The 14,701-nt window shown below is 66.4% G+C and carries 16 protein-coding genes and 1 riboswitch; of the genes, 4 read left to right on the top strand and 12 right to left on the bottom strand.

All coding sequences use genetic code 11. The annotated features are described in order from the left end of the window. Positions 1-53: 53 nt before the first annotated feature. Positions 54-170, bottom strand: a riboswitch (TPP riboswitch). A gap of 165 nt (positions 171-335) precedes the next feature. Further along, entirely contained in the window at positions 336-1,553 is a 1,218-nt protein-coding gene (locus GB880_RS09940; RefSeq protein WP_154493866.1) for an AI-2E family transporter, read from the top strand. Positions 1,554-1,657: 104 nt separating this feature from the next. Here the strand turns inward: GB880_RS09940 and hflC are convergent, their stop codons facing one another. From hflC to rpiA, 4 genes are all read right to left on the bottom strand, one after another. Then, positions 1,658-2,746, bottom strand: a complete 1,089-nt coding sequence (gene hflC, locus GB880_RS09935) for a protease modulator HflC (RefSeq protein WP_154493881.1) — start codon at positions 2,744-2,746, stop codon at positions 1,658-1,660. After that, positions 2,746-3,954, bottom strand: a complete 1,209-nt coding sequence (gene hflK, locus GB880_RS09930; protein ID WP_154493867.1) for an FtsH protease activity modulator HflK — start codon at positions 3,952-3,954, stop codon at positions 2,746-2,748. The genes hflC and hflK overlap by 1 nt, the downstream gene beginning before the upstream one ends. Positions 3,955-4,036: 82 nt before the next feature. Beyond that, entirely contained in the window at positions 4,037-5,413 is a 1,377-nt protein-coding gene (gene gorA, locus GB880_RS09925; RefSeq protein ID WP_154493868.1) for a glutathione-disulfide reductase, read from the bottom strand. Then, complete coding sequence (gene rpiA, locus GB880_RS09920; protein WP_195840820.1) at positions 5,410-6,144, bottom strand: ribose-5-phosphate isomerase RpiA; 735 nt, start codon at positions 6,142-6,144, stop codon at positions 5,410-5,412. Before rpiA ends, gorA begins: the two co-directional genes overlap by 4 nt. A gap of 129 nt (positions 6,145-6,273) precedes the next feature. Here rpiA and GB880_RS09915 point away from each other — a divergent pair, with 129 nt between their 5' ends. The 3 genes from GB880_RS09915 to GB880_RS09905 are packed head-to-tail and all read left to right on the top strand — an operon-like array spanning position 6,274 to position 8,378. Further along, the gene (locus tag GB880_RS09915) at positions 6,274-7,416 is read left to right on the top strand and encodes a bifunctional 2-C-methyl-D-erythritol 4-phosphate cytidylyltransferase/2-C-methyl-D-erythritol 2,4-cyclodiphosphate synthase (protein WP_154550647.1); all 1,143 of its coding nucleotides are present in this window, start codon (positions 6,274-6,276) and stop codon (positions 7,414-7,416) included. Continuing rightward, a complete protein-coding gene (locus GB880_RS09910) occupies positions 7,417-7,914 on the top strand; it encodes a phosphatidylglycerophosphatase A family protein (protein ID WP_154493871.1) in 498 nt (165 codons plus the stop codon). 44 nt (positions 7,915-7,958) lie between these two features. Then, positions 7,959-8,378 (top strand): CinA family protein, encoded by a 420-nt coding sequence (locus GB880_RS09905; protein WP_154493883.1) that lies wholly within the window; start codon positions 7,959-7,961, stop codon positions 8,376-8,378. Here the strand turns inward: GB880_RS09905 and GB880_RS09900 are convergent. The 8 genes from GB880_RS09900 to GB880_RS09865 all read right to left on the bottom strand — a co-directional run bounded on the left by GB880_RS09900 (position 8,371) and on the right by GB880_RS09865 (position 14,663). Continuing rightward, the gene (locus GB880_RS09900; protein WP_154493872.1) at positions 8,371-9,414 is read right to left on the bottom strand and encodes a threonine aldolase family protein; all 1,044 of its coding nucleotides are present in this window, start codon (positions 9,412-9,414) and stop codon (positions 8,371-8,373) included. The genes GB880_RS09905 and GB880_RS09900 overlap by 8 nt on opposite strands. Continuing rightward, the gene (locus GB880_RS09895; RefSeq protein ID WP_154493873.1) at positions 9,411-9,851 is read right to left on the bottom strand and encodes a YcgN family cysteine cluster protein; all 441 of its coding nucleotides are present in this window, start codon (positions 9,849-9,851) and stop codon (positions 9,411-9,413) included. Before GB880_RS09895 ends, GB880_RS09900 begins: the two co-directional genes overlap by 4 nt. Continuing rightward, entirely contained in the window at positions 9,851-10,720 is an 870-nt protein-coding gene (locus GB880_RS09890) for a bifunctional riboflavin kinase/FAD synthetase (protein ID WP_442793777.1), read from the bottom strand. The genes GB880_RS09895 and GB880_RS09890 overlap by 1 nt, the downstream gene beginning before the upstream one ends. A 90-nt stretch (positions 10,721-10,810) precedes the next feature. Next, complete coding sequence (locus tag GB880_RS09885; RefSeq protein WP_154493875.1) at positions 10,811-11,254, bottom strand: MaoC family dehydratase; 444 nt, start codon at positions 11,252-11,254, stop codon at positions 10,811-10,813. Positions 11,255-11,357: 103 nt separating this feature from the next. Beyond that, a complete protein-coding gene (locus GB880_RS09880; RefSeq protein ID WP_154493876.1) occupies positions 11,358-12,227 on the bottom strand; it encodes a TIGR01459 family HAD-type hydrolase in 870 nt (289 codons plus the stop codon). A 19-nt stretch (positions 12,228-12,246) separates the two neighbouring features. Beyond that, positions 12,247-13,167: a manganese-dependent inorganic pyrophosphatase gene (locus GB880_RS09875; RefSeq protein WP_154493877.1), complete on the bottom strand. Its 921-nt coding sequence runs from the start codon at positions 13,165-13,167 to the stop codon at positions 12,247-12,249. 121 nt (positions 13,168-13,288) lie between these two features. Next, entirely contained in the window at positions 13,289-13,624 is a 336-nt protein-coding gene (locus GB880_RS09870; protein WP_154493878.1) for a nuclear transport factor 2 family protein, read from the bottom strand. After that, positions 13,614-14,663 carry a TraB/GumN family protein gene (locus GB880_RS09865; RefSeq protein WP_154493879.1) on the bottom strand — a complete coding sequence of 350 codons (1,050 nt, stop codon included), beginning with the start codon at positions 14,661-14,663 and terminating at the stop codon, positions 13,614-13,616. The genes GB880_RS09870 and GB880_RS09865 overlap by 11 nt, the downstream gene beginning before the upstream one ends. Positions 14,664-14,701 lie beyond the last annotated feature (38 nt).

Below are 14,701 nucleotides of genomic sequence, written 5' to 3'. Positions count from 1 at the left end.
TCTCCTTTTACAGGCCCGGGCCGGGCAATGGGGCCAGAGCATGCCAGGGCGGGATCGGAGCTGCACACCATCCCTTCGCCGGCATGATCCGGATCAGGTGCAAAGGGTCATCGCGCAACTTGTGGCCAGCGATTTCTCAGCCCCTTGCCGGGGCTCCCCTTGGTCGCGACAGAAGCTAGCGGCAGCGAAGGATGTTGTCACCCCCTGTTACGCGTCAGGGTAGAAAGCCGCCCCAGCACGGGGTTTGCACGCCATTCTGACTTGCAGCACCGGACCAGATGTTATTCCGTTGCGCTGAAAGCCGGACATGCCCGTTCGGCAAGCAGGACCATGACATGACCAAAGGCGACAGAACGGATCAGGATCCCACCGTTATGCCCCAGACCGTTGCGCCGCGGCCTGTTCCGCGTCAGGTGGGGCTGCGTCTGCATCGCCCCCCGCTGCTGACCAATATCTCGGCCGCGCGCTGGCTGCTGCTGGCGATCGTGGTCGCGTCGATCTATTTCTTCCACGGCTTTCTGGTCCCGGTGCTGGCGGCATCGGTGATAGCACTGGCCAGCTGGCCCATCCGCGAACACCTGGCGTGGCGCGCAGGGTTGGGGCGCACAGGCACCGCAGCTGCGCTGGTGCTGCTGCTGGTGTGTTTCCTTGTCGTGCCCATCGCCATGGCGCTGGTCTATGCCTTCCACGAGCTGCGCGACTGGATCCAGTGGGCCATTTCGGTGAACACCACCGGCGCCCCCACCCCGGCATGGATGATCGATCTGCCGCAGATCGGCGATTGGCTGGACGAGAACTGGCAAAAATACATCGGCCGCCCTGGCGGTATCAGCGAAATCGTGCAGCTTGTCAGCGGCTCGAACATCGGTGCCATCTATCGCGGCGCAATAACCGCAGGTTCGCTTGCCTTTCACCTGACGCTGTCGCTGCTGTTCATGCTGATCACGCTGTTCGTGCTGTATCGGGATGGCGACAAGTTCGTGGCGCAGCTTGATCGGGTGGGCATGCGCATCCTGCCCGACCGATGGGGGCGATTGTCGCGGGTGGTGCCTGCCACGATCAGTTCCACCGTGACGGGGATGACACTGATCGCCATTGGCGAAGGCGTGGTTCTGGGTATAGCCTACTGGCTGGCAGGCGTGCCCTCGCCGGTGACCTTCGGGGTGATCACCGGATTCATGGCGTTGATCCCCGGCGGGGCGCCGCTGTCATTCACTCTGGTTTCCGCATATCTGATCGCCAGCGGCTCGCCGGTGCAGGGCGCCGCGCTGTTCATCTGGGGCAGCTGCGAACTTTTCGTTGTCGACAAGACCATCCGCCCCGTTCTGGTGGGCGGCCCTGTCAAGATGCCGTTCCTGCCGACATTTTTCGGTCTGATCGGCGGGGTCAAGACCATGGGCATCGTCGGGCTGTTCGTGGGCCCGGTGCTGATGGCGCTGCTGGTGTCCATCTGGCGCGAATGGCAGCGCGAAATCGCCGCCGAAGAGGCCGGGCTGGATCCGCTTGCACCTCCGCCCGAGCCCGCGCCAGACCGCTCGCGCAGCGTAGCCTGAAACGCAGCTGCACGGACGCGACAAGGAAAATCGCGCGGTCTGCGGGCAGATCGCGCGATTTTGTTGAACATGGCAGGTCGGTTGCGACCGCGATACGGCCCGATTCAGTTTCCGGGGGCGGCAGGCGCAGGGACAACCGTTTCTTGCTGCGGCGGCGGGGTCAGGGCCTCGGGCATCGGCGACAGCTTGACGCCGGCGCTGCTGCCAAGCGGCTGCCCCTCGCGATCGGTCACTTCGGGCACCACGACCGACTGATCCGATTGCTCGCTTGCCGATGCAGCCTCGTCGGCGGCGGCTTCCGGTGGCGGCGGATTTGCACGGTCGGCACCATCGCTGCGCAGATAGTCGAAAAATTCGCCCTGCGGCTGGATCAGCAGCGAACTGTTCTCGCCCCGCAGCGCCCGCTCATAGGCGGTCATCGACCGGGTAAAGGCAAAGAACTCGGGATCGCGACCGAATGCCTCGGCATAGATGGCGTTGCGCCGGGCATCGGCCTCGCCGCGCACCACCTCGGCCCGCTTGCGCGCCTCGGACGTCAGTTCGACCACGGTGCGGTCGGCGGCTGCCCGCACGCGCTGGGCAGCCTCGCCGCCGCGGGCGATTTCATCCGCTGCCTCGCGTTCGCGTTCGGCACGCATCCGCGCATAGGTTGCATTCAGGTTCTGCTCGGGCAGGTCGGTGCGGGTCAGACGCACGTCGATGACCCGGATCCCCAGATCCTTCGCATCCTCGCGCGACAGGTCACGGATGCGGTTCATCAGCGGCGTGCGATCATCCGACAGCACGGTGGTGGATGGCACCGAGCCAAGCACCTGCCGGATGGCGTTGGTCACGATCGGTTCAAGCCGGCGCTGGGCAAACTCGATCCCGCCGGCGCCCACCGCGCGACGGAACTGCACGACATCGGTGATCTGCCAGCGCGCGAATGCGTCCACCACCAGACGACGATCGTCAAGGGGCGTCACCTCCATCGGCGGGGTCGGCAAGCCCAGGATGCGGGCGTCATATTTCACGACATTGTCGAGGAAAGGCACCTTGACGCCGATACCCGGCTCTTCGCGCACTTCGACCACCTCGCCAAAGCGCAGCACAAGCGCCTTTTCCCTGACATCGACGATGTAGAGCGATGCCAGCGCAAGAACCACGACCACGACCAGAAACGGCAGCACCAGCAGTGAAATTGCACGATTCATCACTGGTTCTCCCCACTCTTGGCGGCGCTTCCGGCGGCAGGTGCCCCGCTGCGCAGCTGATCCAGCGGCAGATAGGGCACGACACCCTGCGCCGCCTGCCCCTCGAGGATGACCTTGTTGGCTCCGCCCAGAACTTTTTCCATCGTCTCCATATACATGCGTCGGCGCGTCACCTCGGGCGCCTTGATATATTCGTTGTAGACCGAGTTGAAGCGCGCGGCCTCGCCCTCGGCGGTGTTGACGGCTTCGGCGCGATAGGCTTCGGCGCGTTCGATCAGAGCCGCGGCCTCACCCCGGGCGCTGGCCAGCACGCGGTTGGCATAGGCGTCGGCTTCCTTCTCAAGCCGGTCACGTTCCTGTTGCGCCGCCTGCACGTCGCGGAAGCTGTCGATCACCTCGCGGGGCGGATCCGCACGGTCCAGGTTTACCCGCAGGATGTTGATGCCTGCCTCATAACCGTCCAGCGTCTGCTGTACCTGCAGCTTCAGATCATCGGCGATGGCGCCACGGTCACGGTTCAGGATCGGTGCCAGTTCCGATCGCGCCACGATGTCGCGCATCGCAGATTCCGCCACGGCGCGGATGGTGTCATCGGGGTCGGCCAGATTGAACAGGAATTTTTCCGGGTCCGAGATATTCCAGACCACCTGATAGGCCATGTCCACGATGTTCTGGTCGCGGGTCAGCATCAGCCCGCTGTCCATGGGTCCGGCCCGCCCGGTGCCGATCTCGGTGGTGCGTTCGCCCGAAACCTGCACCACCTCGGCGGTGACGAAGGGCCAAGGCGCAAAGTTCAGGCCCGGCTCGCCAGTGCCGATGGGCTTGCCGAACAGCAATTCCACAGATCGTTCCTCGGGCTTGACGGTATAAAAGGACGAGAAGGCCCAGACCGCCGCCACGGCCAGCACCGCCAGGCCCCAGCTTCCCCGGCTCATGTGGAACTGCGGTCCCTGCTGGCGGGGGCCGCCGGTACGGCCGCCGCCGCCCTTGCCGCCCATCAATACCCGCAGCCGATCCTGACCCTTGCGGACCAGTTCCTCGATCTCGGGGACGTGATCGCCCCGCCGCGGACCCTGGGGTTGGCCGCGATTGTCGCGATCGCCCTGATTTCCGCCCGGGCTGCCCCATGGGCGCTGGCCGCCCTGGGGCGGCTCCTTGCCATTGTTGCCGTTGTTTCCACCGCCGCCCCAGGGGCCTTGTCCCGCCATGCCTTCGTGCCTCGCTATTCGGTCTGTTTCGCTGAAACTGGTGACTTGCGCCGGAAAATCAACCCGATGCGTCGGTTTTCGGTCATTTTGCCGCGCCGATGCGACGCGCGGGCTTGCGCATGGTGACCAGCTCCTCGGCCAGGGTCGGATGCACGGCCATCGCGGCGTCGAACTGCGCCTTGGTCGCGCCCATTCCCATGGGCACGGCCACAAGCTGGATCATCTCGCCGGCTTCGGGACCAAAGATGTGGCAGCCCAGCACCTTGTCGGTTTCGGCGTCGACGATCAGCTTCATCACCGCCCGCGCGTCCGAGCCCGCAAACAGCGACCGCATCGGCCGGAAGCTGGCGACATAGACATCGGCCGGCCCGCGCGCCTCGGCCTGTTCCTCGGTCAGGCCGATGGTGGCAAGTTCATGCGGGCGCAGATAGACGGCACTGGCGACCAGGTCGTGATCGACCTGGCGCGGCCGGGCACCAAAGACGGTGTCGGCAAAGCTGTGACCTTCGCGGATCGCCACCGGGGTCAGGTTCACCCGATCGGTCACATCGCCCACCGCATAGATGGACGGCACCGAACTTTGCGACCAGCCATCGACCACGATCTCGCCCTTGTCGCCCAGCTGCACGCCCGCCTCTTCCAGCCCCAGGCCGCGGGTATAGGGCGCGCGCCCGGTGGCAAAGATCACCGCATCGAACAGTTCGCTGCTGCCATCCTTGAAAGTGACGCGCCGCGAAGCCCCTTCGGCCTCGAGCCGCGCCGGCGACGAGCCCAGCCGCAGGTCGACGCCGATCATCCGCAACTGCTCGGTGGCATGGCGGCGCATTTCCTGATCAAAGCCACGCAGCACCGCATCGCCGCGATAGGACAGCACCGTGCGACTGCCAAGCCCTTGAAGAATGGTAGCGAATTCGCAGGCGATGAAGCCGCCCCCCACCACCAGCACGCGCCCGGGCAACTGATCCAGCAGGAACAGGTCGTCCGAGATCAGGCCCAGTTCTTCGCCGGGGATGCCGGGCCGCTGCGGCCGGCCACCCACCGCGATCAGGATATGCTTGGCCGTCAGGCGCTGGCCATCGGCCAACTCGACCGTATGGGCATCGGCAACCCGCGCCCGCAGCTTGTGGATTTCGACCCCCGCGGCGGTCAGCCCGCCGGTATAGGCGCCTTCAAGCCGCGTCAGTTCGCTGTCCAGCTTCTGGCGGAACAGTTTCCAGTCGAAACGCCCGGCATCGGCCCCCTGCCAGCCATAGCCGCGCGCCTCGGCCGCCTGCGCGCCCGCCTGCGAGGCAAAGATCATCAGCTTCTTGGGCACGCAGCCGCGAATGACGCAGGTGCCGCCCATGCGGCTTTCCTCGGCCAGGCCGACATGGGCGCCGTATTCGCTGGCCGCGATGCGCGCCGCGCGCACCCCGCCCGAGCCGCCGCCGATCACGAACAGATCATAGTCCAATTTCATTCCATGTCCTCGCGCCGCAATTCGACCACCGAGCCATCCGGGCAGCCGATGATCGCCATTTCGCAGATATTCAGGAACAGCCCGTGTTCAACCACCCCGGCGATGTCGGACAGCCGCCGTGCCAGCGCCTGCGGATCGCAGATTTCCTCAAGCGCCAGATCCAGGATGTAATTGCCCTCGTCGGTCAGCAGCGGCTTGTCATCGCGCTTGCGCAGCAGGATCGGGCGTTGCGACAGGTCCAGGTCGTCCAGCGCGCGCTGGATCAGCTTGCGCGTCGCCTGCCAGCCAAAGGGGATCACCTCGACCGGCAGGTGAAAGGCGCCCAGACGCTCGACCACCTTGCCCTGGTCGGCGATCACCACCATGCGGTCCGAGGCGGTGGCGACGATCTTTTCGCGCAGATGCGCCGCGCCGCCGCCCTTGATCAGGTTCAGGTCGGGATCGACCTCGTCGGCACCGTCGATGGTCAGGTCCAGCCAGCCGATGTCGTCCAGTTCCTCGACCTGCAACCCCAGCGATGAGGCCAGCTCCGCCGTTGCGCGCGACGTCGCGGCACAGCGCAGGGCAAAGCCTTCGGCCTTGACGCGCTGCGCCAGGCGGCGAACGAAAATGGCCGCGGTCGACCCGGTGCCCAGCCCCAACCGCATTCCCGGCGCAACCAGCGCCACCGCGGCGCGGGCGGCGGCATCCTTGGACAGATCGGCGATCGAGGGGTCGGTCATGGCAGGCATTCCTTGCAGATGGCAGCTTTCAGCCGCTTATAGCGGCAGCGCGCGGGCGGGGCCACCATCTGCCGCCCTGCTGGCGGTCGATTTCGGGGTGATTGCCTCGGGCGCGCGGCTGACCTAAAGCTGGCGATCATGGATATTCCCGCGACATATGCCGTCATCATCACCGCCGCCGGGCGCGGCACCCGCGCCGGAGAGGGGCCGCCAAAACAATGGCGCGACCTTGCCGGCGACAGCGTGCTGGCACGCAGCATCCGCGCCTTTGCCGGCTTTGGCCGGGTCATCGTCACCCTGTCGCCGCAGGACATGGCGCGCGGCGCGGCCGAGCTTGCCGGCCCCGTCACCCTGGTCGCCGGGGGCGAGACCCGCAGCGACAGCGTCCGCCGCGCCCTGGAAACGCTTGAGGGCAGCGATATCACCCATGTGCTGATCCATGACGGCGCCCGTCCCCTGGTCTCGCCTCGGGTGATCGCGGGCGTCGTTGCCGCCCTGAAGGACGGCGCCGAGGCGGCAGCCCCGGCGCTGCCGGTGACCGATGCGCTGTGGCGGGCCGAGGGGGGCCGCGTCACCGCCAGCGCCAGCCGCGACGGCCTGTTTCGCGCCCAGACCCCGCAGGGCTTTGCCCTGGCCCCGATCCTGGCCGCCCACCGTGCCCATCCGCAGGGTGCGGCCGATGACGTGGAACTGGCGTTGCGGACCGGGATGCAGGTCGCCGTCACCCCGGGCGACGAGGACAATCTGAAGATCACCTATGGCGCCGATTTCGTCCGCGCGCGCCGCATCGTGGAGGGCGCCATGGACATTCGTCTGGGCAATGGTTTCGATGTTCACGCCTTTACCCAGGGCGATCATGTCTGGCTGTGCGGCCTGCGCATCGACCACGACCGGGCGTTGCTGGGCCATTCCGACGCCGATGTGGGCATGCATGCGCTGACCGACGCCATCTATGGCGCGCTGGCCCAGGGCGATATCGGCCGGCATTTCCCGCCCTCGGACCCGCAATGGAAGGGCGCCGAAAGCCATGTCTTTCTGCGCCACGCCGCCGAACTGGCGCGGCAGATGGGTTACGGGCTGTCGAATGCAGATGTCACGCTGATCTGCGAACGCCCCAAGATCGGCCCCCATGCCGGCGCCATGGCGCAGCGGCTGGCCGAAATCATCGGCGTTACCCCGGACCGCATCAGCGTCAAGGCCACCACGTCCGAGCGGCTGGGCTTTACCGGGCGCGAAGAAGGTATCGCCGCCATCGCCACCGCCACCTTGATGAGGGCCTGAATGGAACGGATGATCGCCAGTTTCTTCGGGATTGGCCGCCTGCGCCCCGCGCCGGGCACCTGGGGCTCGGCCGCTGCCGTGCTGCTGGCGGTGCTGGCTTATGAATACCTGTCGCCCTGGCTGGTGCCGGCGGGTTTCGTGCTGGCCACGCTGGGGGGTTTCTGGGCGGTGCCGCGGGTTCTGGCCCACAGCGCCGACAAGGATCCGTCATGGGTTGTCATCGACGAGGTGGCCGGCCAGTGGCTGGCGCTGTGCTTTACCGTCGTGCCGCTGGCCCGGCACGGGGTGTCGATCCTGGACGCCTGGCCGGGCTATGTGGTGCCGTTCCTGCTGTTCCGGCTGTTCGACATCTGGAAGCCCTGGCTGGTCGGACGCGCCGACCGGCGCGGCGACGCGACCGGGCTGATGCTGGACGACCTGTGGGCGGGGCTGTTCGCGGGGATCGGCTCGGTCCTGCTGGCGGGGCTATATCACGCCGTGCTGGAGCCGATGCTGTGACCGATGCGGCGCATGTCCTGGACCTCGCGCGCCGCCGCGGTCTGATGATCGCCACCGCCGAAAGCTGCACCGGCGGGCTGATCGCTGGCCGGCTGACCGATGTGCCGGGGTCGTCCGACGCCTTCGACCGCGGTTTCGTCACCTATTCCAACGCCGCCAAGATCGAGATGCTGGGCATCCATCCCACGACGCTGGAGCGCCACGGCGCCGTCAGCGAGGAAATCGCCGCCGAAATGGCTGCCGGGGCGCTGGCCCGTTCGCAGGCTGGCGTGACCGTCGCCGTCACCGGCATTGCCGGTCCCGGCGGATCCGAGCACAAGCCCGAGGGGCGCGTCTGTTTCGCCGTCGCCCATGCCGCTGGCGTCGAGACCGAAACCGTCGAATTCGGCCCGCTGGGCCGCGCCGCCGTGCGCGCGGCCACGGTGGACCACGCGCTGGCGCTGCTGGCACGCGCGCTCAGCTAAGCGCGGACAGCGCTGCGGTCACATCCTCCAGCCGGGTGTCCCAGCCGCAGACCAGGCGCACCGAAACCGGGTCGTCGCCGCTTTCAGGCTGGCTGTGCGGCCACAGGTGGTAACAAAGTCCCGCCTGCAGGGCGCGGTGATGCAGTGCCCTGGGCAGCGTCGCAAAGACCGCGTTCGCTTCGACACGCTGATCGATGCGCACCCCCGGCAGTCGTGCCAGCCCCAACCCAAGTTCACGCGCCATGGCATTGGCGTGTCGGGCCAGTTGCAGCCACAGGTCGCCATCCAGCCAGGCCAGTATCTGCGCCGCCAGATAGCGGTGCTTGGACAGCAGCGCCCCGGCGCGCTTGCGGCGGAACTCGAACTCCTCCGAGCGCGCCGGATCAAAGATCATCACCGCCTCGGCCGCCATGCAGCCGTTCTTGGTCGCGCCCAGCGACAGGATGTCGACCCCTGCCCGCCAGGTTACATCGGCCGGCGCCACGTCCAGGCTGGCCAGGGCATTGGCAAGACGTGCGCCGTCCATATGCACCGCAAGCCGATTGGCATGGGCAATCTCGGCCAAGGCCGCCACTTCGTCAGGACGATAGATGGTGCCCCATTCGGTGGCATTGGTCAGCGACAGCGCCGCCACCTGCCCGCCATGAACGCCGTCGCGGGCGTGAGCGGCGAGGGTTTCGGCCAGGGCATCGGCGCCGATGCGGCCGCAGGCGCCCGACACCGGGATCAGCTTGGCACCGCCGGTCATGAACTCGGGCGCGCCGGTTTCGCTGGTCTGGATATGGGCGTCGGCATGGCAGATGACCTTGCCCCAGCCCGGTGCGACCAGTGCCAGCGCCAGCGCATTGGCCGCCGTCCCCGAGGCCAGGAAATGCACCGCCGCCTGCGGCGCGTCGAACACCTCGCGCAGGCGGTCGGCGGCGGCGGCCGTCAGGCGATCCTGGCCATAGGCGGGCACATGCCCGTCATTGGCCGCCGCCAGCGCCTCCATGATGCGAGGATGCACCGCCCCCGCATTGTCCGAGCAGAAGTTCATGAAAGATCCTCGATGATATGCTCGTCCCAGTCGTCCTCGGTCACGGAAAGCTCGCTGACGGTCCAGCCCCGCACCGAAGCGCCGGCACGATGCACCGATTCGCGATCCCCCGAAATCAGGTAGTGCCAGTCGTAAAGCGGCTTGCCCTCGGCGCGCAACCTATAGGCGCATGTCGCAGGTAGCCACCACGCAATCTGTTTCAGTTTGTGCGGCGTCAGCACCACACAATCGGGAACGAATTCATGGCGGTTGGCATAGCTGGAACACCGGCAGGTTTGACCGTCGAGCAACTTGCAGGCGACTCGGGTAAATGCAACCTCGCCGGTATCCTCGTATTCGATCTTGTTCAGGCAGCATTTGCCGCAGCCGTCGCACAATGCCTCCCACTCCTCGGGGTCCAGGCTTTTCAGGGGCAGTTCCCAGAATCGCGGACGCATCAGCGGGTCGCCAGAATCTCGCGCGCGCGGGCGCTGTCCTGGTCCATCTGGCGAATCAGCGCCGTCAGGCTGTCGAATTTTTCCTCGGGACGCAGATAGTCGATCAGCGCCACCGACAGGTGCTGGCCATAAAGATCGGCCGAAAAGTCGAAGATATGCACCTCGAGATTGGGGCGGTTCTCGCCGAACATCGGCCGCACGCCCAGGCTGGCCACGCCCTTGTAACTGCCCCGTTCGGGCCCGGTCAGCACATCGACCAGCACCGCATAGACCCCCAGCCGCGGCAGATGCAGGCCGTCCATCGACATGTTGGCGGTGGGATAGCCCAGGTCGCGGCCGCGCTTGTCGCCGTGCAGCACCTCGCCATCGATGCGATGCCAGTGACCCAGCATCCGTTCCGCATCGCGCGGCCGCCCCTGCGCCAGCGCCTGACGGATTGCGGTCGAACTGTATTCCACCCCGCCATCGCCGATCAGCGGCGCAACGGTTACGCCAAAGCCAAGCTGCCGCCCCAGATCGCACAGGGTCTCGGCCGTGCCCGAGCGTTGGCGGCCGAAACAGAAATCGGCGCCGACACTGACATGTCGCACGCCCAATCCCTGCACCAGCACCTGTCTGGCAAATTCCTCGGGCGTCAGACCAGCCAGAACTGCGTCGAACGGCAGCTGGTAGAGATGTTCGACCCCCAGCCGCGCAAGCCTGTTGGCCCGCGATTCGACATTCATCAGACGGAACGGCGGCGCTGCAGGTGCGAAATATTCCCTCGGATGCGGCTCGAAGGTGACGACGCCCAGCGGCGCGGCAACCGCAGCCCGCGCGGTATCGATTACCGAACGATGCCCCAGATGCACCCCGTCAAAGTTTCCCATGGCCACCGTGGCGCCACGGGCGTCGATCGGCAGTGCCTTCCAGTCCTTATGGATGCGCAAAATGGCCCCCGCTGGGCCGGTCCCGGCCCGTCAGTCGAATTTGCGGCTTGGCGCCAGAACGACGGCCTCACCCTTCAGCACGACCGTATCACCGACAAGACAACGCGTTGCAAGTGTCACCCGCCGCCGCGAATGATCGATGGCCTCGACCTGCACTTCGGCGCGGACCATGTCGCCCGGCCGCACCGGCGCCAGGAATTTCAGCGTCTGCCCCAGATAGACGGTGCCATGGCCTGGCAATTGTTCGCCGATCACCGCCGAAATCAGCCCGGCCGTCAGCATGCCGTGGGCGATGCGCCCCTGAAAGATCGTGTCTCGGGCATAGGCGTCGTCAAGATGCACCGGATTACGGTCGGTCGAGACCTGCGCAAACATCGCAATGTCCTCGTCCGTCACCACCTTTTGCAGGTAGCGCATCATGCCGACTTCCATGTCCTCGATGACGATGGTGCCGCGCGGAAGATTGTCGAGCATCATTCCATCCTCCCCGATATGCGATGCTGCATAGCAGCATCGCAGTCTCAAGGCAATAAAATAACGCTTTTGCGACAGAGGATGTTAGAATGTTTCCTGGCGATCAGCGCAAGCGGCCGATGCTGTAACGCGGATTCTCGCTGCGCAGCGCCAGCCACTCGCGCAAGCGTTCGGGATCGGGGTTTTCCACGTCGCGGCCGAACTGATCGTGCGCCAGACCGCCGGTCACGAAAAGCGCATCCATCCCCTCGCCATGGGCACCCTGGATGTCGGTGGCGATACCGTCACCGATCGCAAGCACCCGCGCATCCTCGGCCAGGCCCAGCCGGCGGCGGGCCAGATCATAGATCGGCGGATGCGGCTTGCCGAAATAAAGCGCCTTGCCGCCAAGGTCTTCATACAGTTCGGCCAGCGCCCCGGCGCAGTAAAGCCGCTTGGCGCCCAGATCCACCACCACATCCGGATTGGCGCACAGCATCGGCAACCCGCGTTCGCGGCACAGGATCAAGCGGGTGCGGTAATCGTCGGGGGTTTCGGTTTCGTCGTCGAACAGCCCCGTGCAGACGATGCCCTCGGCCTCGGTCATCGGCACCCGGATGATCGGGTCGGCGTCCTGCCACTCTGGCGGCACATCGGTAAAGAAACCTTCGTCCTTGGGCTGAGCGATTGCCCAGACCCGCCGGCCGACCGCGCCCGCGAACATCGCATCCTGCGCCGCGTCGCCCGAGGTGACGATGGCGTCATAGGCATCCTGCGGCACGTTCATGCGGTCCAGTTGTTCGGCAACGTAGCGCTGCGGGCGCGGGGCGTTCGTCAGCAGGACCACCTTGCCGCCACCCGCGCGAAAGTCGCGCAGGGCCGAGACGGCGGCCGGATAGGCCGCCACCCCATTGTGCAGGCATCCCCAGAGGTCACAGAAAATCGCGTCGTAATTGCGTGCAATATCGTCAAGTGCGTGGATGATCTGTGTCATGAGAAGCCTTTCTTGAGGTTCAGACGGTCAGGGCCGGAATGATCTGCTTTTTCCGGGACATGATGCCGGGCAGCACCACGGTGTCGCCGGTAACGGTCGCGTTGAAGCTTTTCTCGGCAACGGCCTTGACGAAATCATTGGGGACCAGCAGCGTTGCCTGTTCCTTCAGGATATCGACGATGAACAGCAGCACTTCGTCGGCGCCATCGGCGGCGGCAACGCCGGGCATCGCAGCCATCAGCGCGCCCTTGCGGTCCAGAACCACCTGCGGCGCGGTGGTTTCCAGGACCGAGATGCGCAGCTGCTTGCCGCCCAGTTCATATTCCTTGCTGTCCATCCGCAGCAGCGCCTCTTCGGTAAAGGCGGAAACGTCGGATTTCGCGGCAAACATTTCCGCCGCATAGGCCGGAATGGAAATGCCCAGATCGGCGGCAAGCTTCTCGGCCACGAAGCGGTCATGCGCGGTGGTGGTCGGGCTGCGGAACTCAAGCGTGTCGGACAGGATGCAGGTCAGCATCGCGCCCTTGATCGCGCGGGGTGCGCGGGCCAGCGCCTCGTCACCCATCAGGTCATGCATGATGGTGGCGGTGCAGGCCAGCGGACGAATGGTGATGTTGATGGGCAGGCGGGTGCGGATGCCGCCGGCCAGCAAGTGGTGGTCGATGATCTCGATCACATCCGCCTCGTTGATCGAGGCGGGCAGTTCGGCGGGGTTGTTGGTGTCGACCACCACGCATTGATCGCCCGCCGCCACATCCGCGATGATCTGCGGCTTGGCCAGACCCCATTTGGTCAGCATCCAGGCGGCTTCGGTGTTCGGTTCGCCCTGCAGGACCGCCTCGGCAGGCTGCTTGCGCACCTCGGACAGATACCAGGCCCAGATGATGGGCGAGCCGGTCGAATCGGTATCGGGGGCCTTGTGGCCGAAAACCTTGATCATGGTTGATCCCTTGGGCTAGGCGGAAAATCCGGCCGGGTTATAGGCCGCGCCCCCGGGAATGTCTATCAACCGGCAAAGATGACCCGGCGACCGGACCGCAAGCCAGGCGATCAGCAAGCCTTCAGACGGCCGTCTGCTGGTGCTGGACGATGCGCCAGTCGCCGTCGCGGCGGATCCAGGTGGTGGTGCAGATCGCGCGATAGGTGTCGGCCCCCGGTCGCCGCGCGGTGGCGCGATAGGCCAGAACGCAAAGATCGTCGGTTTCGATGCTGGCGCGGTCGGTCATGGTGATTTCCTGCCAGCGCGGCACCGCGGACAGGCTTTCGACGACCCGCCGGCGCGTCAGGATGCCGGTGCCGGCAAAGGCCATCAGGCAGGCCTCGTCCAGCTTGCGGGCGGCCTCGGCCACCCCGGCCAGCCAGAAATCGCGTTCCTCGCGCCACAGATCATCCGCCATGCCCGGTCCCTTTCAGATCAAGGGGGCTGATTGTCCAGCCCGCCCGTTCCAGCAAGCGCAGCACCCCGCCTTCGCCCGGCAAGTGCAGCGCGCCAAATCCCACCACCACGCCCTTGCCGCGCGCGGCGGCCGCCTGCGCCGCCTGTTCGATCGGGCCGATCCAGCGGGCGTTGCGCCCGTCCATCAGCCGTTCCCGGGCAAAGCGCATCTGTGCGTCCACCTGTTCGCGGCTCAGGCCCGAATGGCGATAGGCGTCATGGCGGCCGAATTCCCAGATGCGCCAGCTCTGGCCGGCAAAATAGCTGTCGGCCAGGGTGGCGGCGTAGTCGTCGGCATATTGGGCGGCCGGCATGGCCGCGCGGATCATGTCGATTTCCTGCTGCGGGGTCATGCCCTGAAACAGGGTCAGCACCGTGTCCCAGGGTTCAAGCGCGCGCACGGGCACGCCGGCTTCGTGCGCGCGGTCGATCAGCAGGTGATCCAGCCCCCCTGCCCGGGCCTGATCCTTGACCGACCGCATCATGCAGGGCGAAACCCCCAGCATCACCGCCACATACCATGGCCGCAGCCGGCTGCTGACCACCGCCGGCAGGCCCCGCGCCTCGAGCGCGGCCGAAAGCGCCTGCCATTCGGGCTTGCTCAGCCTTTCGGGAAGGGTCGGGCCATCGGCATCGACCAGCAAGGCGGGATCCCTGGTCATGGCTGCGGTCAGCCGCGCCTCTTCCTCGGGGCCGGCCTCGACCAGCAGCACATCGGCGGCATCGATGTCGGGGCCAAAGCGGCGCATGGTCAGGTCGTGGCGGGGGTCGGCGAAATGATAGGTGCCGATCAGGGTGACGCGCTGATCGCCCTTGCGCGCCTGCCAGAACAGGCCCTGGTGATAGGGCACCGCCGCCACCCGGCGATCCAGTTCGGCCAGTTCGGTGGCGGGCAGGCGCGCGAAAAGGTCCGAGCCCACGCATTCCCGCGCCGCCGCCGGCAGCGCCGCCAGCAGCGCAAGCGCGGTCAGCATTGCCGTCAGGATCTGTCGTGCGCGCATCGCCTTCCCCGGGTTGATTGGCCCAAGCATGGCACGAC

It is taken from the genome of Paracoccus sp. SMMA_5_TC, from assembly GCF_009696685.2.
Taxonomy (GTDB): Bacteria; Pseudomonadota; Alphaproteobacteria; order Rhodobacterales; family Rhodobacteraceae; genus Paracoccus.
This window is presented reverse-complemented; position numbering and strand designations above follow the sequence as displayed.